This is a genomic window from Romboutsia weinsteinii (assembly GCF_002250835.2).
Lineage (GTDB): Bacteria > Bacillota > Clostridia > Peptostreptococcales > Peptostreptococcaceae > Romboutsia_A > Romboutsia_A weinsteinii.
Window position 1 is genome coordinate 1 of sequence record NZ_NOJY02000005.1, and the last position, 22,928, is coordinate 22,928.

Here is a 22,928-nt window from a genome sequence, read left to right on the forward strand (position 1 = left end):
GTATATATGGAGATAATAGATTATGCTCTAAAACAAGGTTTAGATAGTATAGTTTTAGTACCTGAGATTGCGTTGACCCCACAAACAATAGCAAGATTTAAAAGTAGATTTGGAGATATAGTAGGTGTATTTCATAGTCAGCTTTCAGAAGGTCAAAAGCATGACGTATATAAAGCAATAAAAGAAGGTCGAATAAGAATATTAATAGGGGCAAGATCAGCCTTGTTTGCACCTTTTAGTAGCTTAGGAGTTATAATTATTGATGAATTTCATGAAAGTGCTTATAAATCAGAAAAAAATCCTAAATTTAGCGCTATAGAAGTAGCTAGGTTTTTAGCGATAAAAAACAATGTATCTTTAGTATTAGGATCAGCGACACCTTCTATAGAAGAATACTATAAAGCTGAAAATGGAGAATATAACCTAATAAATATTAAAAAAAGAGCAAATAATAATCCGCTGCCTAAGATAGAAGTAGTTGATATGAAAAATGAATTAAATAATGGAAATAAGAGTATATTTAGTAATAGATTGCAAATACAAATACAAGAAGCTGTAAAAAGCAATAATCAAGTTATATTGTTTTTAAATAGAAGAGGTTATGCAAACTTTGTATCTTGTAGAAAATGCGGATATGTTTTTCAATGTGAGAATTGTGACATCTCTTTAACATACCACAAGGGAAAAAATATAGGTCGCTGCCATTATTGTGGATATGAAAAAGAGATACCAAATGAATGTCCTGAATGTAGTAGCCACTATGTCAAACCTTTTGGAGTAGGTACACAAAAAATAGAAGAAGAGTTAAAAAGTATATTTCCTGATATGAGAGTGCTTAGGATGGATAAGGATACGACTTCTAAAAAAGGATCCTTAGAAGAAATATTAAATAAATTTAAAAATGGAGAAGCTGAAATCTTAATTGGGACTCAGATGCTTAGTAAGGGTCTTGACTTTGATAATGTTACATTAGTTGGAATATTATCAGCAGATATGATATTAAATTTTCCTGATTTTAAAAGTTTTGAAACTACATTCCAGTTGGTAACTCAGGTGGCTGGTAGAGCTGGAAGGTCTGATAAGGAAGGTCATGTTGTACTTCAGACTTATGATACTGATCATTATGCGATTAGAAGAGCTATAAATTATGATTTTGAAGGTTTTTATGAGGATGAAATAAAAATAAGAAAAGCATTTGGATATGCACCTTTTAATAATATGGTTAGTGTAGTAATAAGTGGAAGTAATGAAAGGTTAGTAGAGCAAAATGCAAGGAATATGTATAAATCTATGATTTATTTACTAGATAATAGGGGTATAAATAATTTTGACTTTATATTAGGTCCAAATCCTTGCTCTATATCAAAAATAAATCAGAATTATAGATGGCAAATATTATTTAAAGATGATAATATTGAAATTAATTTATTAAAGGGTATAATAAAATATATATGTATTACGAAAAGAGATACGGTGTTTAGTAAAGATATAAACGTATCAATAGATATTAACCCGAATAGCGTATTATAAATTTAGGAGGAATAATAAAAATGGCATTAAGAAATATAGTTCAAATAGGAGAGCCTGTATTAAGAAAGAAATCTAAAAAGGTTGAAGTAATAGATGAAAAAATAATTCAATTATTAGAAGATATGGCAGATACTATGTATGAAGCAGATGGTGTGGGTCTTGCAGCACCTCAAGTAGGAATACTAAAGAGAGTAGTAGTTATAGATATCGGTGATGGAATAATAGAGTTAATAAACCCAGAAATAATAAAAACATCTGGAGAACAAATAGATGAAGAGGGTTGCCTAAGTGTTGTAGGTGAATCTGGAGAAGTAAGAAGACCTTATGTAGTAAAAGTAAGAGCATTAAATAGAAAAGGGCAGATAATAGAAATAGAAGGTGAAGAGCTATTAGCTAGAGCATTCTGCCATGAGATAGACCACTTAGATGGTGTATTATTTGTTGACAAAATAGAAAAGTAATAGGAGCTGATTTAATTGAAGATAGTCTTTATGGGAACGCCAGACATTGCAGTTGGATGTTTACAAAAAATAATAGATGAAAAACATGAACTTATTGGAGTTGTAACTCAACCTGATAAGCCAGTAGGTAGAGGTAAGAAAATGGGAATGCCTCCTGTAAAGGAGCTTGCATTAAAATACGACATACCAGTATACCAACCATTAAAAGCAAGAGATGAAGCTTTTATAGAAGAGATGAGAGCTTTAAATCCAGATGTAATAGTAGTTGTGGCATTTGGACAAATACTACCAAAGGCATTGTTAGATATACCTAAGTTTGGATGTATAAATGTTCATGTATCTTTACTTCCGAAGTATAGAGGGGCAGCTCCTATAAATTGGGTTATAATAAATGGCGAAGAAAAAACTGGTGTAACAACTATGTATATGGATGAAGGTTTAGATACTGGAGACATGATTTTAATATCTGAATTTGATTTAGATAATGAAATAACTGCAGGTGAGCTTCATGATAAGATGAAAGAAATTGGGGCTGAAACACTAAAAGAAACTCTAGATCTAATAGAAAAAGGGTGTGCTCCTAGAATACCTCAAAATCATGATGAGTTTTCATATGCTCCAATGATGAATAAGTCATTAGGAAATGTTGATTGGAGTAAGAGTGCTACTGAGATACATAACTTAGTAAGAGGTGTTAACCCATGGCCAAGTGCTTACACAACTTACAACAATGATACAATGAAAATTTGGAAGACTAAAGTATTAAATGAAAAATCTAATAAAACACCTGGTACAATAATTAGAGTAGATAAAGAGGGTATTAGAGTAAGCACCTGTGACAATGTACTTTTAATTGAAGACATACAAATGCCAGGTAAGAAAAGAGTACAAGTTGGAGAATATATAAAAGGAAATAGTATAGAAGCTGATTTAGTATTAGGTTAGGTGAATTATTATGGAAGCTAAAAGATATTTAACTACTATAGGGATTTTACTTGGAATACTAACAGTTTTACTAGGAGTAGTTAATGTTTTTATAGCAAATTTAACTCAAGTATTTTCAACACTAGTAAATGTTATAACCTTTTTAATAATACTTACAATAGTATTTTCAACGGTAATTACTTATAGGGTCATTAAGGATAAAGAAGTTAGTTCGAAATTAATGAGTATTAATTTTAAGATAGTAAGTATATTATTTCCTATAGTGACTTATGTAGCATCATTAATAGGAATATCTAAAAATGAAATAAGAATAATATTTATAAAGTTAAATAATAAATATATATATAGCAAGAAGTATAATCTAAACTCTGAGGACATACTAATTCTTATACCTCATTGTGTACAAAAAAATAGTTGCAAGTTAAAAGTAACTAATGAAATAACAAACTGTAAACAATGTGGTTTGTGTAACATAGGAGATTTAGTCCAGTTAAAAGAGAAAGCTAATGTTAATATATTTGTAGCTACAGGAGGAACTCTAGCTAGAAAAATTATAATGGACAACAGACCGAAAGCTGTTATAGCTGTAGCTTGCGAAAGAGATTTGACGGCTGGAGTCCAAGATACTAGTAAAATTCCAGTATTAGGTGTATTTAATAAGAGACCTAATGGACCTTGTGTAGATACAAGTATTGATATTAAAGAAGTTGAAGAAGCGATAAATTTCTTTACATCTAAAAAATAGGAGTGTGTTTTATATGTATCCATATTATGGCATGATGTTTGATCCGACAATTTATATATTGATACCGGCGATAATATTTACAATGTATGCTCAATTTAAAGTAAGTTCTACTACTAGTAGATATCTAAAAGTAAATTCTCAAAGAGGATATACTGGAGAGAGAACAGCTAGATCGATATTAGATTCAAATGGCTTATATAATGTTAACATAGAAATGGTAAGAGGAAGACTTAGTGATCATTATGATCCGAGAAGCAATACAGTTAGATTATCACAAGATGTATATTATGGAACATCTATAACTTCAGTTGCAGTAGCTGCGCACGAATGCGGTCATGCAATACAGCATGCAAAAGGGTATGCACCCTTAAGTATAAGAAGTAGTTTAGTTCCAGTAGTAAACTTTGCATCTAATATATCTTGGTTTTTAATAGCATTAGGATTTTTCTTTACAAGAGGACCTTTTTTACAAATAGGAATATTACTATTCTCAGCATCTGTATTATTCCAAATTATTACACTTCCAGTTGAATTTAACGCTTCAAGTAGAGCTGTAGTTCAGCTTGGAAACTTGGGAATTCTTGAGGGGAAAGAAGTTGGTCAAAGTAGGAAGGTGCTTACTGCAGCAGCACTTACTTATGTTGCAGCAGCATTAACATCAGTACTTCAACTTTTGAGACTAGTAGCTATAGCACAAAGAAATAATGATTAAAGGAGATTGTCCTAGTATTTCTAGGACTTTTTCTATGTAAATGAAAAATAAAATTATAAGGAGAATATTTGATGAATTCAAGAGAAATAGCATATAATGTGCTGAGTGACATAGAAAAAAACAATAATTATTCGAATATGGCAATAAATAAATATTTTAAAAATCTAGATATTAGTGACCAAGATAGAGGTTTTGCAACAGAATTAATTTATGGTGTAGTAGAAAATAAATATTATTTAGATTATATTATGGACAAACTTTCAAAGATAAAGTCACAAAAAATGGAGATTCATGTTAAAATATTGATAAGGATGGGAATTTATCAGATAATAATGTTAGATAGTGTGTCTGATTATGCAGCAGTAAATGAAACTGTAAATTTAGTAAAGAAATTTGATAAGAAATCATCAGGATTTGTAAATGCAATTTTGAGAAATGTAATAAGACAAAAAGAAACTATATCTAATGTAGATATAGACGATAAAATTATGTATCTATCTACTAAGTATTCTTATAAGCCGTGGATGATGAAAAATTGGATTAACAGTTTTGGTATAGAATTTACTGAAGATTTATTAGAAGCTAACAATGAAAAGCCTAGTTTATATCTAAGAACTAATACTTTAAAAATTACTAGAGATGAGCTTATTAATAGATTAAATGAGATGAATATAAAATGTTATAAAGTAGCTACGATTGAAGAAGCAATAAGAGTTGAGAACCTTAAGAACATAGAAAATAATAAGTTATTCAAAGAAGGATTATTCACAATACAAGATATAAGTTCTATGATTGTAGGAAAGGTACTAAATCCAAAAGAAGACTCACTTGTATTAGATGTATGTAGTGCTCCGGGAGGAAAGAGTACTCACTTAGCAACTATTATGAAAAATACTGGTAAGGTAGTATCTAGAGATATATTTGAGCATAAAATAAAGCTTATAAATAGTACAGCTAATAGATTAGGATTAACTAATATTGAAGCAGAATGTAGTGATGCATCGGTAATTGATAAAGATAGTATAGAAAGGTTTGATTATGTATTAGCGGATGTACCTTGTTCAGGTCTTGGAATAATAAGAAGAAAACCAGAAATCAAGTATAAGGAAAAAGCAGAACTTAAGGGATTACCAGAATTACAAAAGGTAATATTAAACAATGCCTCTAAATATGTTAGATGTGGAGGAAACTTGGTATATAGTACATGTACTATACAAGACGCTGAAAATATAGATGTAGTTAACAATTTCCTTGAGGAAAATGATAATTTTGAACTAGTTCCTATAGATGCTGTAAATGTAGATTTAGATAATCAAGATAAGGGATATCTAAAAATATACCCTAATATACATGGCATGGATGGCTTCTTTATAGCAAAATTTAAAAGAGTAAGGTAGTGATAATATGAATCAGAATAAAGTAGCATTAAAAAACTTTACAGAAGAAGAATTAAAAGAGTTTATGAAGACTATAGGAGAAAAGTCCTTTAGAGGAAGTCAAATATATTCTTGGATATATAAAGGTGCTAAAAGCTTTGATGATATGAATAATATTCCTAAAAGCTTAAGAGATAAACTTGATGAAGTTTCTTATATTGGAAATTTAGAAATAGAATTAAAGTTAGAATCTAAGAAAGATGGAACTAAAAAATATTTATTTTTATTAAATGATGAAAATATTATAGAAACTGTAATGATGGATTATGAAAGTCGTGTTACAGTATGTATTTCTAATCAGGTTGGATGTAGAATGGGATGTAAATTCTGTGCGTCTACTATAGATGGTTTACTTAGAAATTTAGAACCATGGGAGATATTAGACCAAATTATTAAGATACAGGAAGATACAGGTAAGAGAGTATCAAACCTAGTTCTAATGGGAAGTGGAGAACCACTTGACAACTTTGAAAACACTAAGAAATTCTTAAAGCTTGTTAACGATAAAAATGGGTTAAATATTGGTTATAGACATATAACTTTATCAACTTGTGGTATAGCTCCTAAGATGCGTGAACTAGCCGATTTAGAGATACCTATAAACTTAGCTTTATCTCTACATTCACCTTATGATGATAAGAGGCAAGAAATAATGCCTGTAGCTAAGGCATATCCTGTTAAAGATATAATTGATGCTTGTAAATATTATATCAAAAAGACTAACAGGAGAGTTACATTTGAATACTCGCTTATAAAGGGAGTTAATGACTCAGAAAAAGATGCAGAGGCTATATGTAAGCTTGTAAAAGGAATACTATGTCATGTTAACTTAATACCTATAAATAACGTTGAAGAAAGAGATTTTGAGAGACCAGATAAGTCTTATATTTATAAGTTTAGAGATGTTTTAGAAAAAAATAATATACCAGCTACAGTTAGGATTTCTATGGGCTCTGACATTGGTGGGGCTTGTGGACAATTAAGAAGAAAACATAAGTAGCTTAAGGGGGAAGTCGTATGATCTATAGTTGTGCCTCCCATATTGGAAAAGTAAGAACAAATAATGAAGATTATTGTGGCGGGGAAATAATAGAAATTGAAGAGAAAAATACCGTTGGAGTTTTTGCAATAGCTGATGGTATGGGTGGTCATAAAAAAGGTGAAGTAGCTAGTAAATTAGCAGTAGAAAATATAATCTGTTTTTTAAAAGAAAACCTAATACAACATGAAAATGTAAAGATAGATTATATTGATGATATACTAAAACAAGCGTATAATAGTGTAAATTCTATTATACATAAAAAATCAGTAGATAACATAGAATGTGAAGGTATGGGAACTACTTTAGTAACTGCAGTTATTTACAAAAATAATTTGTATGTTGCTAATGTTGGGGATAGTAGGTGTTATTTGTCACATGGTAAAAAATTTGATAAAATAACAGTAGATCATTCTATAGTAGAAGAGCTTGTAAGAGCAAATGTGATTACTGAACGTGAGGCCAAGACACATCCTCGTAGGAATCACATAACTAGAGCTATGGGTACTGATGAAATGGTAATAGTGGATATATTTAAATGTAGTATAGAACCTGAGGATATGATTCTTCTTGCTACTGATGGACTTACAGGATTTGTAGAAGATGACGAAGTAAAAAAGATAATATCAAAAGATAAAAATATAGATGAAATTAGTGAAGAGTTAATAAATATGGCTAATGAGGTTTCAGGAAAAGATAATGTATCGGTCATATTAATAAAAGCATAATGTAGGATGGTGATAATGTGGGAGAGACTATTTTAGGTAATAGGTATGAAATCATCAGAAAAATTGGTGATGGAGGAATGGCTTTTGTTTACGAAGCCAAGGACAAGTTATTAAGCAGAACTGTTGCATTAAAGGTTCTTAGACCCGAGTTTGTTGATGATGATGAATTTTTAGGTAAATTTAAAAGAGAGGCTGAGGCGGTTGCAAGTCTTTCTCATCCTAATATAGTAAATGTTTATGATGTTGGGGAAGATGGAAAGGTCCATTATATAGTAATGGAGTTTGTAGATGGGCAAAATCTAAAGGAAATAATAAAGGATGAAGGAACTTTAGATGAGTATACAGCTCTTGATATAACTAAGCAAATTGCTATGGCACTTAGTGCAGCTCACAAAAAAGGTATTATACATAGAGATATAAAGCCTCATAATATTCTTATTTCTAAAGAAGGAAGAGTTGTAAAAGTTGCTGATTTTGGTATAGCTAAAGCGGTATCAAACTCTACAATGACAAATATAGGAAGCATAATAGGTTCCGTGCATTATTTTTCACCAGAGCAAGCTAAAGGGAAATATGTAACTAACAATGCGGACCTTTACTCGTTAGGCATAGTTTTATATGAAATGCTTACAGGCAAGGTACCTTTTAAAGGTGACAGTCCTATATCAATAGCTCTACAACATATAAATGATGAGATAGAATTTACTTCTGAAGAGAGAGTAAGTATACCTCAAAGTGTAAGAACTATAATAAAGAAGTTAACAGAAAAATCAAGTGCAGATAGATATCAAAGTGCGGAAGAGCTAATAGAAGATATTGAATATATAGAGAAAAATATTGATCTTGATTTTATAAAAGAATATGATAACTATGCTACAAAAAAGATTGATGGAGCTGAGTTAAATAAAGCTATAACTCCTACACCTGTAGTTGAATTAAATGATGAGCCTGATGAAGATGATGGCTTTGAAGATGATGAAAAACCATCAAGATTAAAGAAGAATAAAGAAAAAACTAAAAATAAGAGCAAGAAGAAAAAAATGAAAAAAGAAGATAGCCCTAAAACTAAGAAGAGGCTTAAAATAGCAGCGATTATATTATGTTTAGTATTAGCGACTCAAGTATTTGTCGCACTTAAATTGATTTCAGGGAAAACTCAAAATGCAGGAGATTTAGTAGCTCCAAGTCTAGAAGAAATGACTCTAGATGAGGCACAAAAAGAGCTTGAGAGACTAGGACTAAAGCTGGATATAAGAAGAGATGAATATAATGCAGATATTCCAAAAGATAGCATAATATCTCAAATGCCAGCATCAGGTACTGCAATGGTTAAAGGTGATACAATAAGCGTAGTAATTAGTAAAGGCGCTAAGAAAGCTGCTATACCAAGTATAGTAGGATACACTTTGGAAGAAGCAGAAAATATCTTAAAGGAAAATAAGCTTGAGCTAGGAAATGTAAAGCAAGAGTATAATGAGATATACAAAGCTGGAGTAGTATTATTACAAAGTCCAACTTCAGGAAACGGAAGTGTTGAAGAGGGAGATAAGATAGATGTTGTTATAAGTAAAGGACCGAAGAAAGAAGAGCAAAAAGAAGAACCAAAAGAGGACGATAAGTCTGATACAACAACAAATCCACCTCAAAATAATAACCAAGGTGGAAGTACAACTAATCCAGGAACAGGTGGAGGAGGAGGAGGAACAACAAATCCGCCGACAAATACTCCGGAGCAACCTGTAGATCCAGCGCCACCAACGGATACTCCAGTACCACCAACGGATACTCCAGCACCACCACAAGATCAAGTACCACAGGTAGATCAAACGGAAACAAATTAAGGTGTAACGCATACTTAAAATATTATATAAAAATAAATTAAATAAAAAGAAAAGCCCAACAGTTTAATCAGTTGGGCTTCTTTTTTTGTGAGATATGCATAAAATATAACAATGTAATAAAATGAAATTTTTAATTAATAATGAAATTATTATGATATTATATTAAAATAGGATACAATATTTATATTGAGTAAAATTTCAGAGGAGGAATTTAATGTTAAATGGAAAGATCATAAAAGGAATTGGGGGATTTTACTACGTAGATACAGAAAATGGACTTTATGAATGTAGAGCTAGAGGTATATTTAGAAAACAAAAAGTTACTCCTTTAGTTGGAGATAGAGTAAGTATAAGTGTAGTTGATGAAGAAACTAAAAAGGGTGTAGTAGAAGAGATAGATAAAAGGGATACAGAGCTTATAAGACCACCTATAGCAAATGTAGATAAGGCTTTAATAGTATTTGCTATAAAAAATCCAAACCCTAATTTATCTCTATTAGATAGATTTATAGTATTAGCGGAAAAAGAAAACTTAGAAATAGTAATAATATTCACTAAAGCTGACCTAGATGAAGAGGATAATTTAGAAGAATTAAAGAGAATTTATGAATCTACTGGATATAAAGTAATTCCAGTAAGTAATAAGACTAAGTTAAATATAGATAGAATAAAAGATGAACTAAGAGAAAATGTAGTAGTTTTTGCTGGTCCATCTGGAGTTGGAAAGTCAAGTTTATTAAATGAAATAGATTCAAAATTTGAACTTCAAACTGGTGAAGTAAGTGAAAAAATAAAAAGAGGTAAGCATACTACACGTCATGCAGAACTATTAAAATTAGAGTGTGGGGGAATGGTTGCGGATACTCCAGGATTTAGTTCATTAACTCTTGATGATATACAAGAAACTGAGCTTAAAGAATACTTTATAGAGTTTGAGGATTTTGACGATTGTAAATTTGGATCAAGATGTATTCATGAAAATGAACCAAGTTGCTCTGTAAAGGAAGCTGTAGAAAGTGGAGAAATATCTAAAGAGAGATATGATAGCTATATACAACTGCTAAGAGAAATAAGACAAGGGAAAAGGAGATACTAAGGATGATTAAATTAGCACCATCTATATTATCAGCAGATTTTGCAAGATTATTAGAGGATGTAAAGAAAGTAGAAAGTGCAGGGTGTGAGTATTTACACATAGATGTGATGGATGGACATTTTGTTCCAAATATTACACTAGGACCTGGAATTGTAAAAAGCTTGAGAAAAGATGTGAATATGGTATTTGATGCACATCTTATGATAGAAAATCCTAATAATTATATAAAGGATTTTGTAGATGCAGGTTGCGATATAATAGTAGTTCACCAAGAAGCATGTAAGCACTTACACAGAACTATACAAAATATAAAATCTTATGGAATAAAGGCTGGGGTTTCTTTAAATCCGGCAACTCCAATAGAAACAATAAAGCACGTGATTCAAGATTTAGATATGGTACTTATAATGACTGTAAATCCAGGTTTTGGAGGTCAATCTTTTATAGAAAGTATGATACCTAAAATAAAAGAACTAAAAGAGTTTATTGATAAAAATGATTTAACTGTAGATATTCAAGTTGATGGTGGTATAAAACCTGATAATGTAGCTGAAGTAGTAAAAGCAGGTGCGAATGTAATAGTAGCAGGTTCTGCTATATTTAATAGTGATGATATTCCTACTACAGTAGAGTTATTTAGAAATAATTCTAATTTATAGGATATAATATGAAGATTTGTATTATTTTAAATGGTGAGATAGAAAATTATGAAACTACAAAATCTATTATAAATAATGAAAATTATGATTACATAATATGCGCAGATGGTGGAGCAAATCATAGTTATAAGATGGATATAATACCGAATTATATACTTGGAGATTTAGATTCAGTACATAGTGGTGTTGTAGACTATTATAAAACTAATGATGTTGATTTTAAGCAATTTCCGGCAAAAAAGAATGAAACTGATGCTGAGCTATGTATCTACCTAGCAACCACTTTAAAAGCCAATCAAATAGATTTTATAGGGGGATTAGGTGGAAGAGTTGACCATATGATTGCAAATATTAACCTACTTTATTACGTCAAAGAACAAAATATTACTCCTAGAATACTTACAGATAAGGAAGAAATTTACATAGCTATAGATGAAGAAATATCTTTAAGAGGACAAGTTGGAGATACAATATCTGTTATCCCTGTAAAGGGAGATGCATACGGAGTAACTCTAAAAAACTTAGAATATCCGCTTGAGGATTACCATATGAAGTATTCTGTTCCAATTGGAATATCAAATATAATGCTAGAGCGAGAGTGTAAGATAAAAGTAGATAGTGGTACTTTACTTATAATAAGAAATATATAATGAATAACAATACTAAATTAAAAAGGGCTAACTTACTACAGTTAGCTCTTTTTAATTTGATTTTATTAATTTGAAAAAAAGCAGAATAAAATGTATTATAAATAGAAAACAGATGTTAGGAGGGGATGGCTTGAATAAAAAAACGATAATTTTAATTGCTATAGTTTTGCTTTGGATGGGAGTGATATATAATTACTCAGATAAAAATGGTAAAGAATCAAAATTGTCTTCTGATAGAGTAATAAAAGCAGTTGAAGTGGTAGGAAAGACTTCCTTGGCTGATAAGAAAAATAGCAAAATGACCGATATAAGATACATAAGGTTAGTGAGGAAATCTGCTCATATAATGTCTTATTTAATACTTGCAGTGCTTGTATTTATGGCAAGCTACGAGATAAAAAAATCTATAAATAAATCAATATGGTACTCTTTTATAATATCTACTTTATATGCAATGTCAGATGAATATCATCAGTATTTTGTACCAGGTAGAAGTGCTTCTATTAAGGATGTAGGAATAGATATGATAGGTATAATACTTGGAATAATTTTAATATATACAATTTATAAGAAAGTAAAGAAGGTAAATTTGTAGTTTAGTCATATATTTATAAGTATAAAAAAATATAGGGGATGGTATTATAATGGATAATAATAAGTCTATAGCTGTTATTTATAAAAGTAAATATGGCAGTACGAAAAAGTACGCTGGGTGGATAGCTCTTAAGCTAGATGCAGATTTGTATGAGATATCAGATATACGAGGTAAAGATTTAAAAGATTACGATGTTATTATATTCGGGGGCTCACTTCATGCAGGGAAAATTAAAGGGGTAGATTTAATTATTAAGAATTATGACATGATAAAGGAAAAAGAAATAATAGTATTTGCGGTTGGATTATCACATGAAAAGGATAAGCTATTAAATTCTATTATGGAAAAAAATTTCGACGAAGAGATAGGAAATAACATAAAACTATTTTATTTAAGAGGATCCTTTAATTATAGAGAACTAAGTATAGGCGATAAAGCAATGATGAGTATTTTAAAAATCGATTTGAAGTCAAAAAAAGATGAGTTAGACGAAGATGGTAAAGGTATGCTAGAGGCATTTAACGCTCCGATTGACTTTTGTGATAAGAAATCTATAGAAAAAGTTATAATCTGTGTAAATGAAAATATATAATGAAAAGACTGTAGTTATGTAAAAGAAATGACTGCAGTCTTTTTTATATAAATAAATTGTAAATTTTAAATTACTTCAATATAAAAAAATAGGACAGGTCTAAATATAATTTAATTTGCATAAATTTAAAGTATATGAAGAGAATACTATGCTAGATAGAGGTATGCCAAAGGAGGTGTTTTATGCGAAATCAATCAAAGGGGTTACTAGGGATTTTATGTTTGGCTACAGGAGCAGCATTGATATTATCTATGATACTACCTAATTGGATTTGGTCAGCTCTTACGGCATTACTTCTTGTAGGGTGTGGGGTATTATTATTTTTATATTAATAGTTAAATTATATGATGATTAAAATGGGGGAGATTTATTATGAAGATGGTAACAATAAAACTACCAAAGTGGATTTCTAATATAGTTTTAAGATTTATGGGTGGAAATAAAAAAGGAAAATAGCAAAAGAAAAAAGCCTACTTTAATTAGTAGGCTTTGATTAATAAGAAAACTTATTAAGCTCTTTCAACTTTCCCAGAACGTAAACATCTAGTACAAACTTTTACTCTCTTAGGAGTACCATCTACTATAGCTCTAACGTTTCTTAAGTTTGCAGACCATGTTCTTCTGCTATGTTTATTTGAGTGTGATACTTGGTTTCCAGCAACCTTCCCTTTACCACATACGCTACATATCTTTGCCATTATCCGTACACCTCCTTAAAATGATAACTATTTAAAGACTAAAAACATATTTATATTAACATAAAAATTAAAATCGTGCAATAGAAATATATATTTGCCTTACTGTATTGAACAATTTCTTGTTATATTATAAAATTATATATATAATTCTATATAAAGTAAATATTAAAAAAAGAAATCTTAAATATTTCCTTCTAATAAAGTCCAAATTTCAATGATTTTTACATAAAAAAATTTGGGTAGGTTTAAATTATAACACATTTATAGTATTATAGTAGTTATAATTTTATAAACGGACAAAATAAAAGAAAGTTTTAGATTATTTTTGAGAAAAATAAAATTAAAAATGAACTTAAGGGGGTCAACCATGAGTGCAAAAATAAGTAATCAATTTGGAAACATAGAAATAGATAGACAAGTAATAGCTCAAGTAGCATATAAAGCTGCAATGGAAAGTTACGGATTAGTAGGTTTAGCTTATAAATCTAAGGGTATAGTAGAATTATTAAAAGGTGAAAATGCTACAAAAGGTGTTAAAGTAGAAGAACTAGAAGATAATACCATAGCAATAGAGCTTTATGTTATAATACAATACGGAACAAACATATCAACAGTTGCAAACAATATAATTGATAGAGTAAAATATACTGTTGAAAACATGACGGCAATAAAGGTAAGTAAAATAGATATTAATGTACAAGGAATTAGAGTCAAGTAATTTAGGAGGAATAAAATGATTCAGTATATAGACGGAAAAAACTTAAGAGATATGTTTGTATCAGGTGCAAACAATCTTCAAAATCATAAAGATTTAGTAGACAAACTAAATGTATTCCCTGTTCCAGATGGAGACACAGGAACTAATATGTCGCTTACTATATCTTATGCTATGAAGGAATTAGCTAAGGTAAGTAATGATAACATAACAGATATAGGTAAAGCACTATCTAAAGGATCGTTAATGGGTGCAAGAGGAAACTCTGGAGTTATCTTATCTCAGATAATAAGAGGAATAGCAAAATCAATAGAAGGTAAAGAAAATTTATCAACTGAAGATTTAGCGCATGCATTTAAAAATGGATCTGATACTGCATACAAGGCTGTAATAAAGCCGATAGAAGGTACTATACTTACTGTAGTTAGAGAAAGTGGAGAACATGCTATAAAAGTTGCTAAAAAAGAAAAAGATATGTTAAAATTCTTAGAACTTCTTATAGAAGAAGCTAATGAATCTTTAAAAAGAACTCCAAATCTACTTAAAGCTTTAAAAGAAGCTGGTGTTGTAGATTCAGGTGGAAAAGGACTAGTTTTAATATATGAAGGAATGTACTCTGCATTAAAAGGAAATGCTATAGAAATAAAAGATTCTAATGCATCTGAAGTACAAACAATAGAAGTTTCTAGAAACAATATTTCAACTGAAGATATAAAATATTGCTATTGTACAGAATTTATATTAGAAAGTAATACTGTAGAAGATACTAAAATAAGAGATATAATGCTACCTTTAGGAGATAGTTTAGCAGTAGTTGGAGATGATGGTGTAATAAAAGTACATGTTCACACTAATGATCCAGGGAAAGCACTACAAGAAGCTTTAAAGCACGGACAATTATTGACAATAAAAATAGAAAATATGAAGTTACAACATGAAAATACATTAGTAGATGCAAATTACGAAACAGCATCTTCTGTAGAAGAAAAAGAATACGGATTTATAGCGACATCAATGGGTGAAGGCTTAGCGACAATATTTAGGGACTTCGGTGTTGATCACATAATAGAAGGTGGTCAAACAATGAACCCAAGCACAGAAGACTTTATGAATGCAATAGAAAGCATACATGCAAGAAATATATTCATATTCCCTAATAATAGCAATATAATAATGGCTGCAAATCAAGCAAAAGAATTAAGTGAAAAGAATATCGTAGTTATACCTACTAAAACTACACCACAAGGTTTCTCTGCTTTAGTAAACTTTAATGGTGATGCTAGTGTAGAAGAAAATGAAGCTGCTATGATGGAATCATTATCATTAGTTAAATCTGGTCAAGTTACTTTTGCAGTAAGAGATACAGTTATGAATGATGTTGATGTTAAAGAAGGTAATGTGATAGGGATAGCAGAAAGTAGGTTAATGTCTGCTGGAGACAGTGTAGATGAAATAACTACTGATCTTATTGAAAAATTAGTTGATGAAGATACTGCAATAATAACTTTATTCTACGGAGAAGATGTAAAAGAAGATCAAGCAAATGAACTTCGTGACGCATTAGAAGAAAAGTTTGAAGATATAGACGTTGAGTTATATTATGGAGGTCAGCCTCTTTATTATTATTTAATCTCAGTTGAATAAGATTTTAAAAGTCCTGTATAATCACGCTACTGATTGTATAGGGCTTTTTAGATTAAATAAATGATGAACTTACATAGCTTTATTTGAACGAAGTGAAATTTTACATAATAGGTGATGATTATGATTGATATAAATAAAGATATACAATATGTAAAAGGTATAGGACCTAAAAAAGCTTACAAACTAAATAAATTAGGAATATTCACATTAAAAGATTTAATATTTTATTTTCCAAGGCAGTATGAGGATAGAAACAATCTAAAAAAAATTATACAATTAGAAAATGAAGATAAGGCTACAATAAAGGCTGTAATAGTAGGAGTTGAGACCACTAGCCCGAGAAAAGGTATGAATATTACTAAGGTTGATGTGCGAGATGAAACTGGCTATGCAAAGCTTGTTTTTTTTAATCAAGAGTATGTAAAAAATACATTTAGATCAGGTGATACAATACTAGTCTTTGGTAAGGTTAAGAAGAATTATAAGAATATTGAAATGACATCTTGTGAGGTTGAGCACCTTACTAATGCTCCAAAGAATACTTGTAAAGTTATGCCTATATATCCACTTACATATGGTGTAACAAATAAAGAAATCATAAGTATAATTAAATCTGTACTTTCTAATGAAGAACTGAAAATAAAAGAGTATATGCCTCAAAGAATAGTAGAAAAATATAAACTATGTAGTATCGAATATGCGGTAAAAAATATACACAACCCAAGTAGTAAAGACGCGCTTAAAATTGCATTATATAGGATTGTATTTGAGGAGTTTTTAATTTTACAGCTTGGACTTTTTATGTTTAAAAATGGTATAACTGAATCAGATGGGATAAAATTTAAGGAAAATGAAAAATTAAAAGATGTATTAGGCTCACTTCCTTTTAAACTAACTAATGCACAAAATAGAGCATTAAATGAAATTATAGATGATATGCAAAATAACAAGGTTATGAATAGGTTGGTTCAAGGAGACGTTGGGAGTGGTAAAACTGTAGTTGCACTACTAGCACTTGCTGATTGTGTTTTAAACGGCTATCAGGGGGCTTTAATGGCTCCTACAGAGATATTAGCAGAGCAACACTATATATCGCTGACAGACACCTTGAAGGATTTTGGAATGAGAGTAGAACTTTTAGTTGGAAGCTTGACTAAAAAGAAAAAAGAAGCTGTTTTGGAAAGAGTAAAAAATCATGAGGTGGATATACTTATAGGAACTCATGCGCTGATTGAAGATAAAGTTGAATTTGATAAATTAGGATTAGTAATAACTGATGAACAGCACAGATTTGGAGTTAGACAAAGAAGTAAACTTTCTGAAAAAGGAAATAATCCGGATATATTAGTAATGACGGCTACGCCAATACCGAGAACATTGGCCCTTATACTTTATGGAGACTTAGATATATCTATAATAGATGAACTTCCTCCAGGAAGGCAGCCAATAGAAACTATTGCTGTAGATAAAAGCAAAAGGGATAGAGCTTATAATAGCTTAGTACGAAAAGAGGTCGAGCAAGGTAGGCAGGTATATATTGTATGTCCATTGGTTGAAGAAAGCGAAGCAATAGAAGCAAAGGCTGCGGTAGACTTGGTAGAAGAATTAAAGTTAGAATACTTCAGTGATTTGAGGGTCGGCTTACTTCATGGGAAAATGAAGGCTAGTGAAAAAGATGCAGTTATGAAAAGTTTTAAAAATAAAGAACTAGATATATTAGTTTCTACAACTGTAATAGAAGTTGGTGTAAACGTACCAAATGCTACACTAATGATAATAGAAAATGCAGAGAGATTTGGATTAGCTCAGCTACACCAGCTTCGAGGTCGTGTAGGAAGAGGAAGTCATAAATCTTATTGTATATTAATATACGCATCTAAGTCAGAGGTCTGTAGACAGAGAATGTCGATTATGGAAGAGACTAATGATGGGTTTAAAATATCTGAAAAAGATTTGGAAATTAGAGGACCAGGTGAATTCTTTGGAACAAGGCAACATGGACTTCCAGAGCTTAAGATTGCTAATATTTTTAAGCATATGAAAATATTAAAGATAGCACAACAAGAGGCTCGCTATATTATGGGAGAAGATCATAATTTAAATGGTTTTGAAAATAAATTGTTGAAAAAGGAAATTTTAGATAAATTTGAGTATGCAGTTCGAGAAATTTCGTTAAATTAAATTAAATTTATGCTAAAATAAAGAGAGGATATATAACATGAGAGTTATTTCAGGAAAAGTAAGAGGGTTAAAGTTAAATGCTCCAAAAAATGATGATGTAAGGCCAACTACTGATAGAGTTAAGGAATCTTTATTTAATATAATAAACTCATACATAATGGATAGTAAGATATTAGATTTATTTGCCGGGACAGGATCACTTGGTATAGAGTGTTTATCTAGAGGAGCACAAAAATGTGTTTTTGTAGATATTAGTAAGGATAGTATAGAAATAGTTAAATCTAATATAAAAAAAGCAAGAGTTGAAAATGAAAGTGTGATAGTAAATGCTGATTTTAAAGACGCTATAACTAAAATACAAGCTACGAAGGATAAGTTCGACGTTATATTTATGGATCCACCGTATTATAAAGATATGTTTATATCGGCTCTTGAGAAAATAGATCAAGCAGATTTATTAATAGAAGATGGAATAATAGTTATAGAGCATGATACTAAGGATTCATTCCCTGAAACTATTGGAAGATTAGAAAAAAGTAAGTCTAAAAAATATGGTAACACTACCTTAACATTTTATAAAATGGAGGCATAATTATGAAGCAAAAAATTCATAGAGCCATGTTTGCAGGAAGTTTTGACCCTGTTACTAATGGACATTTAGATATAATTTGTAGAGCTTCAAACATATTTGATGAACTACAAATAGGGGTTCTTGACAATCCAAATAAAAAAGGTTTATTTACTTTTGATGAAAGAGTAGAGTTAATAAAACAATGTACAGGCCATTTAGATAATGTAAAAGTTGTTAGCTTTGAGGGATTACTAGTAAACTACTGCGAAAAGCATGAAATAAATACATTAGTTAGAGGTGTAAGAAGTGGGGCGGATGTTGAGTATGAACTTCAGATGGCTCATATGAATAGAGAGTTAAACCCAAACATAGAAACTGTAATTTTACCTACGACAACTAAGTATTCATTTATAAGTTCATCATTGATAAAAGAGGTATTAACTTTCGATGCAGATATAAAAAACTTAGTACCAAAAGAAGTATTAGAGGCATTAAAAAGAAAAACTAATAGGGGGAAATAAAGGTGAAGATAGATTTAGAAATGATTGAGTTATTTGAAGAGTTAGAGAGTATGCTACAAAATGGTTCTTCAATTCCTTTCTCGCACAAATGTGGTGTTGATAAGCAAGAAGCTTTAAGGATAATAGGAGATATAAAGACACTTATTCCAGAAGAAGTTACTCAAGCTGTTTGGATAAATAAAGAGAGAAATAAAATAATATCTCAGGCAAAGCAAGATGCAGAGGAGTTAATATCTCAAGCTCAAAAAGAAGCTGATAGGATACAAAAGGAATATGCTCAAAACGTAGAGGAATTAAAGAAAAATTCTGAAGAAGTAGTAAAGGCTTATGTAGAAGCGAGTGATCCAGTTACATTAGCAGAAGAGAAAGCTAATGAAATAGTTTCTAAAGCTGAAAAAGTAGCTACAGAAATTAGATTGGGATCTATTGAGTATGCAGAGGATGTACTTGCAAGTGTTGAACAAAATATTAAATGCATATTAGAAGAGGTTATTAGAGATAAAAACGAGCTAAGTCGCGATAAATAAATTAATCGATAAAAAGGTCTATAAAAATAAATTATTTTTATAGACCTTTTTTAGAATTTAAAGACTTATACTTTTCTTGCAATTTTTTTTGATTTAGAGTTGTTTAAAGTGTATAATGCGGAAATTAAATAAAAAACAACAATTAATGGCAGAATAGTTTTATAATTATTCACATAGCTAACCCAAAGCGAATTTCCATAAAATGTATCATATATATTTGAAAAATTGGAAACTAAAGCTGTAGATGTTGAGAGTGGGTAAAGTATGAATGTAAAAAAACCAGCAAACAATCCGTGTAAAAGCTTACTAAATATGTATAGGTTTGTACTTAAATCTGTCTTAGCGATAAATGTACAACACTGAGCTAAGATTGATAGACCACTAAAAGCTACTAGAAAGCTTGATAATGATACTTTTAGAACTTCAGATGAAGAATTAACTAATGATATATTTGCACATCCTATTGTCATCTCAAATAAACCGCTTATAAAAGCTTGGCATAGTTCTTTTGAAACACCTATAAAGGACAGTGGAATATAAAGTATACTACTCATTAAAGATATTACTTTAAACAAAGAAAGTATCTCAAATACAACAGAAAAAATTATTACAAATCCTCCGATTAAAAGGAGAGTATTAACTCCACTAAAAACTGCATTCCCAAATAAAACGAAGAATCCCTCATTATTTTCATTTTTTGAATTTATAACAGTTCTCACACAAGTTCCAAGATTAGACTTTGTTTTTTGAAGTGTTTCTTTACCGTAATTTCTAAATAATAATCCTACTGATATAGCGCCTAGATAATGGCATACAAGCATTAAGTATCCTAAAGAACTATCTTTAAACATGCCTACTGCTACAGACCCTATAATAAATAATGGTCCAGACGTTGAACAAAAAGCTATAAGACGTTGGGCCTCAAATTGAGAAATTTGATTTTCATTTCTAAGCTCAGATGCTAACTTTGCTCCAACAGGATAACCAGATATCATAGAAATTACAAATACAAGTGAGCCTTTTCCAGATACATTAAAGATAAGCTGGGTTATTGGGTTTATAATAAACCCGATTATGTCTACTATTTTCAAAGATACAACTAAATTAGCGCCTATTATAAAAGGCAATAGTGATGGAATTAATATGTTAACCCATATATCCAATCCTTTTTTTCCTGCTTCTATAGAATTTTGAGGGAATAAAATTACTCCAAATATTAAAAACATTACTATTAATACTGGAATAAAGAAAGTAATAAATTTAGTTTTTTTCATAGCACCACCTAATAGTTTAATATTGTTAAGATATTATATTAAACTATTAAAGAATATATGAATTAAAAGAGTTACAAGCTATTTTGTGGAAATAATGATAGCTACAATAAAAAAAGTATACAACTAGATTTATTTCCTAGATGTATACCTTTTACAATATTAAGTCTGTTTAATATATATTGGTGAAATATAAAAATCCATTGGACCTTTTAATAGATCTCTATTATTTCTGTAATAAATTAAATTGTAAATGTTACTAGCTTTTACGTCATAGTCAATTAATTTTTTGAAATTTTCATCGTTTATGGCGAATGATATATTTGAAAATTTATTTACTATATGTATATCAGAATTAATTTTTATTTTTTTTAAAATTTCTCTGCCTTTATCATTGAAGGCTAATATTCTTGTATATGGCATAGAATTCATCGTTTTAACAGATTCCATATCTTCTTTAGTTATGCCAAGTAAAATATTGTTAAGAATACGTTTAATTTTTGTCAAAGTATATCTCTTAGATTTAATTGATAGTTGTAAATCTAGAAGGGATGAAGTAGTAAAAATACTTTGGTAGATTTTATTCTCTATGCCTTCATTAACATCAAAGTACTGGTTTAATATATTAACATCTCTAGCTATTGTTGAAGTTAAAATATTATAGTACATTTCATCAAACATAGGATTAAAGTTAGTAGATATTTTTTCTGAGATAATATTAAATGTATTTAGAGGAACTACATCACTTATAGTATTTATATCGCTACTATCTTTTAATGATTTTCTAATAGCGGTTGCTGAACATATACTACTTTCTATGGCTTCGGAATTATACTCAGATTGAACTCTCGCAATAGTAAAGGGTTTTATATTACTTTTTAATCTAAGTATACTTTTTATATACTCTATTCCTAAAATATTATTAGATGAATTCAATACATCAAGCAACTTTTCTTTAGATATATCAATTAAATTATTATTACTAATATAATCAAATAGTGCTGAACTTCTTGCAGTAGGGAAGAGTGCACCATCATCTAAGTAATTTTTTAAGTAAGATCTGAACTCTTGAGGTTCTCTAACTAGTATATCTGAAATAGTTGAGAGAATATCAACTGAACCTTCTTCACTTCCAAAACAAATACAATCTACACAATTTAAAGAGTTGAGCATAGCTATAGACCCATGAGCGAAAATCTCTGCGCTTTGACAAGCATACATAGTTGGAAGCTCTATTACTAAATCTACGCCATTTTCAACAGCAGCTCTTGCACGAGTATATTTATCAAATAAAGCGGGTTCACCTCTTTGAAGGAAATTACCACTCATTATAGCTATAGTATGAGTTGCTTTTGTTACTTCTTTAGATTTTTTTAAATGGTATAAATGACCATTATGGAAAGGATTGTATTCAACAATTAATCCTAATATATTCATAAAAAATTCTCCTTTTATATATTATTATTTGAAAAGATAGTTAAAAAATAAACTATTAGAAAAAAGTCTAAAAATAGAGGTATAATAATTAATAAATAGAATTATATACCATTATATGGCTTTATTTCAAATTCAATAAATTTAAGTAATTATATTATAATATTACAACAAAAAGAGAAAAATAATCTATGTTAAGTCAATTATAAATAATTACAGCAAAAATTATAAAGACTATATACTTTTAAATAGAAAGATGTTATATTAAATAAGGAATGTTTAATGTATACAATATTGTAAGTAGTCAGTAAAGTCTTTATAGGCTTGTTACATATTA

24 protein-coding genes are annotated in these 22,928 nt (G+C 29.8%); 21 read left to right on the forward strand and 3 right to left on the reverse strand.

Features of this window, described 5'->3' with window-relative positions; genetic code table 11:
- The 15 genes from priA to CHL78_RS03860 form a co-directional block, all read left to right on the forward strand.
- Positions 1 to 1,530, forward strand: a 1,530-nt coding sequence (gene priA / locus CHL78_RS03790) for a replication restart helicase PriA (RefSeq protein WP_116041212.1), incomplete at its 5' end; no start/stop codon positions are given.
- A gap of 20 nt (positions 1,531 to 1,550) precedes the next feature.
- Positions 1,551 to 1,991: a peptide deformylase gene (def, locus tag CHL78_RS03795; protein WP_094366486.1), complete on the forward strand. Its 441-nt coding sequence runs from the start codon at positions 1,551 to 1,553 to the stop codon at positions 1,989 to 1,991.
- Between the two features lie 15 nt (positions 1,992 to 2,006).
- Positions 2,007 to 2,936, forward strand: coding sequence for a methionyl-tRNA formyltransferase (fmt, locus tag CHL78_RS03800; RefSeq protein WP_094366487.1), 930 nt, complete (start codon positions 2,007 to 2,009; stop codon positions 2,934 to 2,936).
- A 10-nt stretch (positions 2,937 to 2,946) separates the two neighbouring features.
- The gene (locus CHL78_RS03805) at positions 2,947 to 3,681 is read left to right on the forward strand and encodes a DUF116 domain-containing protein (protein ID WP_330408573.1); all 735 of its coding nucleotides are present in this window, start codon (positions 2,947 to 2,949) and stop codon (positions 3,679 to 3,681) included.
- 13 nt (positions 3,682 to 3,694) lie between these two features.
- A complete protein-coding gene (locus CHL78_RS03810; RefSeq protein ID WP_094366489.1) occupies positions 3,695 to 4,393 on the forward strand; it encodes a zinc metallopeptidase in 699 nt (232 codons plus the stop codon).
- 71 nt (positions 4,394 to 4,464) lie between these two features.
- Positions 4,465 to 5,790 carry a 16S rRNA (cytosine(967)-C(5))-methyltransferase RsmB gene (rsmB, locus tag CHL78_RS03815; protein WP_094366490.1) on the forward strand — a complete coding sequence of 442 codons (1,326 nt, stop codon included), beginning with the start codon at positions 4,465 to 4,467 and terminating at the stop codon, positions 5,788 to 5,790.
- 7 nt (positions 5,791 to 5,797) lie between these two features.
- Positions 5,798 to 6,829 carry a 23S rRNA (adenine(2503)-C(2))-methyltransferase RlmN gene (rlmN, locus tag CHL78_RS03820; protein ID WP_094366491.1) on the forward strand — a complete coding sequence of 344 codons (1,032 nt, stop codon included), beginning with the start codon at positions 5,798 to 5,800 and terminating at the stop codon, positions 6,827 to 6,829.
- 17 nt (positions 6,830 to 6,846) lie between these two features.
- Entirely contained in the window at positions 6,847 to 7,596 is a 750-nt protein-coding gene (locus tag CHL78_RS03825) for a Stp1/IreP family PP2C-type Ser/Thr phosphatase (protein ID WP_094366492.1), read from the forward strand.
- A gap of 17 nt (positions 7,597 to 7,613) precedes the next feature.
- Complete coding sequence (gene pknB, locus CHL78_RS03830) at positions 7,614 to 9,437, forward strand: Stk1 family PASTA domain-containing Ser/Thr kinase (RefSeq protein WP_094366493.1); 1,824 nt, start codon at positions 7,614 to 7,616, stop codon at positions 9,435 to 9,437.
- 214 nt (positions 9,438 to 9,651) lie between these two features.
- A complete protein-coding gene (gene rsgA, locus CHL78_RS03835) occupies positions 9,652 to 10,533 on the forward strand; it encodes a ribosome small subunit-dependent GTPase A (RefSeq protein WP_094366494.1) in 882 nt (293 codons plus the stop codon).
- 2 nt (positions 10,534 to 10,535) lie between these two features.
- Complete coding sequence (rpe, locus tag CHL78_RS03840; protein ID WP_094366495.1) at positions 10,536 to 11,192, forward strand: ribulose-phosphate 3-epimerase; 657 nt, start codon at positions 10,536 to 10,538, stop codon at positions 11,190 to 11,192.
- Between the two features lie 8 nt (positions 11,193 to 11,200).
- Positions 11,201 to 11,842 carry a thiamine diphosphokinase gene (locus CHL78_RS03845; RefSeq protein WP_094366496.1) on the forward strand — a complete coding sequence of 214 codons (642 nt, stop codon included), beginning with the start codon at positions 11,201 to 11,203 and terminating at the stop codon, positions 11,840 to 11,842.
- 130 nt (positions 11,843 to 11,972) lie between these two features.
- Positions 11,973 to 12,437 carry a VanZ family protein gene (locus tag CHL78_RS03850; RefSeq protein WP_158540628.1) on the forward strand — a complete coding sequence of 155 codons (465 nt, stop codon included), beginning with the start codon at positions 11,973 to 11,975 and terminating at the stop codon, positions 12,435 to 12,437.
- Positions 12,438 to 12,486: 49 nt separating this feature from the next.
- Positions 12,487 to 13,029 (forward strand): flavodoxin domain-containing protein, encoded by a 543-nt coding sequence (locus tag CHL78_RS03855; RefSeq protein ID WP_094366498.1) that lies wholly within the window; start codon positions 12,487 to 12,489, stop codon positions 13,027 to 13,029.
- A 182-nt stretch (positions 13,030 to 13,211) separates the two neighbouring features.
- On the forward strand, positions 13,212 to 13,361 hold the full coding sequence (locus CHL78_RS03860) for a 2-oxoglutarate translocator (protein WP_094366499.1): 150 nt from the start codon (positions 13,212 to 13,214) through the stop codon (positions 13,359 to 13,361).
- A gap of 177 nt (positions 13,362 to 13,538) precedes the next feature.
- Here CHL78_RS03860 and rpmB read toward each other — a convergent pair whose 3' ends face one another.
- Positions 13,539 to 13,727 (reverse strand): 50S ribosomal protein L28, encoded by a 189-nt coding sequence (gene rpmB, locus CHL78_RS03865; RefSeq protein WP_094366500.1) that lies wholly within the window; start codon positions 13,725 to 13,727, stop codon positions 13,539 to 13,541.
- Positions 13,728 to 14,094: 367 nt separating this feature from the next.
- Between rpmB and CHL78_RS03870 the strand changes: the two genes are divergently transcribed.
- The 6 genes from CHL78_RS03870 to CHL78_RS03895 all read left to right on the forward strand — a co-directional run bounded on the left by CHL78_RS03870 (position 14,095) and on the right by CHL78_RS03895 (position 19,886).
- Positions 14,095 to 14,445, forward strand: coding sequence for an Asp23/Gls24 family envelope stress response protein (locus CHL78_RS03870; protein WP_094366501.1), 351 nt, complete (start codon positions 14,095 to 14,097; stop codon positions 14,443 to 14,445).
- A gap of 15 nt (positions 14,446 to 14,460) precedes the next feature.
- The gene (locus tag CHL78_RS03875; RefSeq protein WP_094366502.1) at positions 14,461 to 16,086 is read left to right on the forward strand and encodes a DAK2 domain-containing protein; all 1,626 of its coding nucleotides are present in this window, start codon (positions 14,461 to 14,463) and stop codon (positions 16,084 to 16,086) included.
- A gap of 120 nt (positions 16,087 to 16,206) precedes the next feature.
- On the forward strand, positions 16,207 to 18,267 hold the full coding sequence (gene recG, locus CHL78_RS03880; protein ID WP_094366503.1) for an ATP-dependent DNA helicase RecG: 2,061 nt from the start codon (positions 16,207 to 16,209) through the stop codon (positions 18,265 to 18,267).
- A gap of 37 nt (positions 18,268 to 18,304) precedes the next feature.
- The gene (gene rsmD, locus CHL78_RS03885) at positions 18,305 to 18,859 is read left to right on the forward strand and encodes a 16S rRNA (guanine(966)-N(2))-methyltransferase RsmD (protein WP_094366504.1); all 555 of its coding nucleotides are present in this window, start codon (positions 18,305 to 18,307) and stop codon (positions 18,857 to 18,859) included.
- A gap of 2 nt (positions 18,860 to 18,861) precedes the next feature.
- On the forward strand, positions 18,862 to 19,359 hold the full coding sequence (gene coaD, locus CHL78_RS03890; RefSeq protein ID WP_094366505.1) for a pantetheine-phosphate adenylyltransferase: 498 nt from the start codon (positions 18,862 to 18,864) through the stop codon (positions 19,357 to 19,359).
- A gap of 2 nt (positions 19,360 to 19,361) precedes the next feature.
- A complete protein-coding gene (locus CHL78_RS03895) occupies positions 19,362 to 19,886 on the forward strand; it encodes a hypothetical protein (protein ID WP_094366506.1) in 525 nt (174 codons plus the stop codon).
- A 65-nt stretch (positions 19,887 to 19,951) separates the two neighbouring features.
- Here CHL78_RS03895 and ylbJ read toward each other — a convergent pair whose 3' ends face one another.
- Both ylbJ and CHL78_RS03905 read right to left on the reverse strand, forming a co-directional pair.
- On the reverse strand, positions 19,952 to 21,160 hold the full coding sequence (gene ylbJ, locus CHL78_RS03900) for a sporulation integral membrane protein YlbJ (protein WP_094366507.1): 1,209 nt from the start codon (positions 21,158 to 21,160) through the stop codon (positions 19,952 to 19,954).
- Positions 21,161 to 21,319: 159 nt separating this feature from the next.
- Positions 21,320 to 22,594 carry a nucleotidyltransferase gene (locus CHL78_RS03905; protein ID WP_094366508.1) on the reverse strand — a complete coding sequence of 425 codons (1,275 nt, stop codon included), beginning with the start codon at positions 22,592 to 22,594 and terminating at the stop codon, positions 21,320 to 21,322.
- Positions 22,595 to 22,928: the final 334 nt, after the last annotated feature.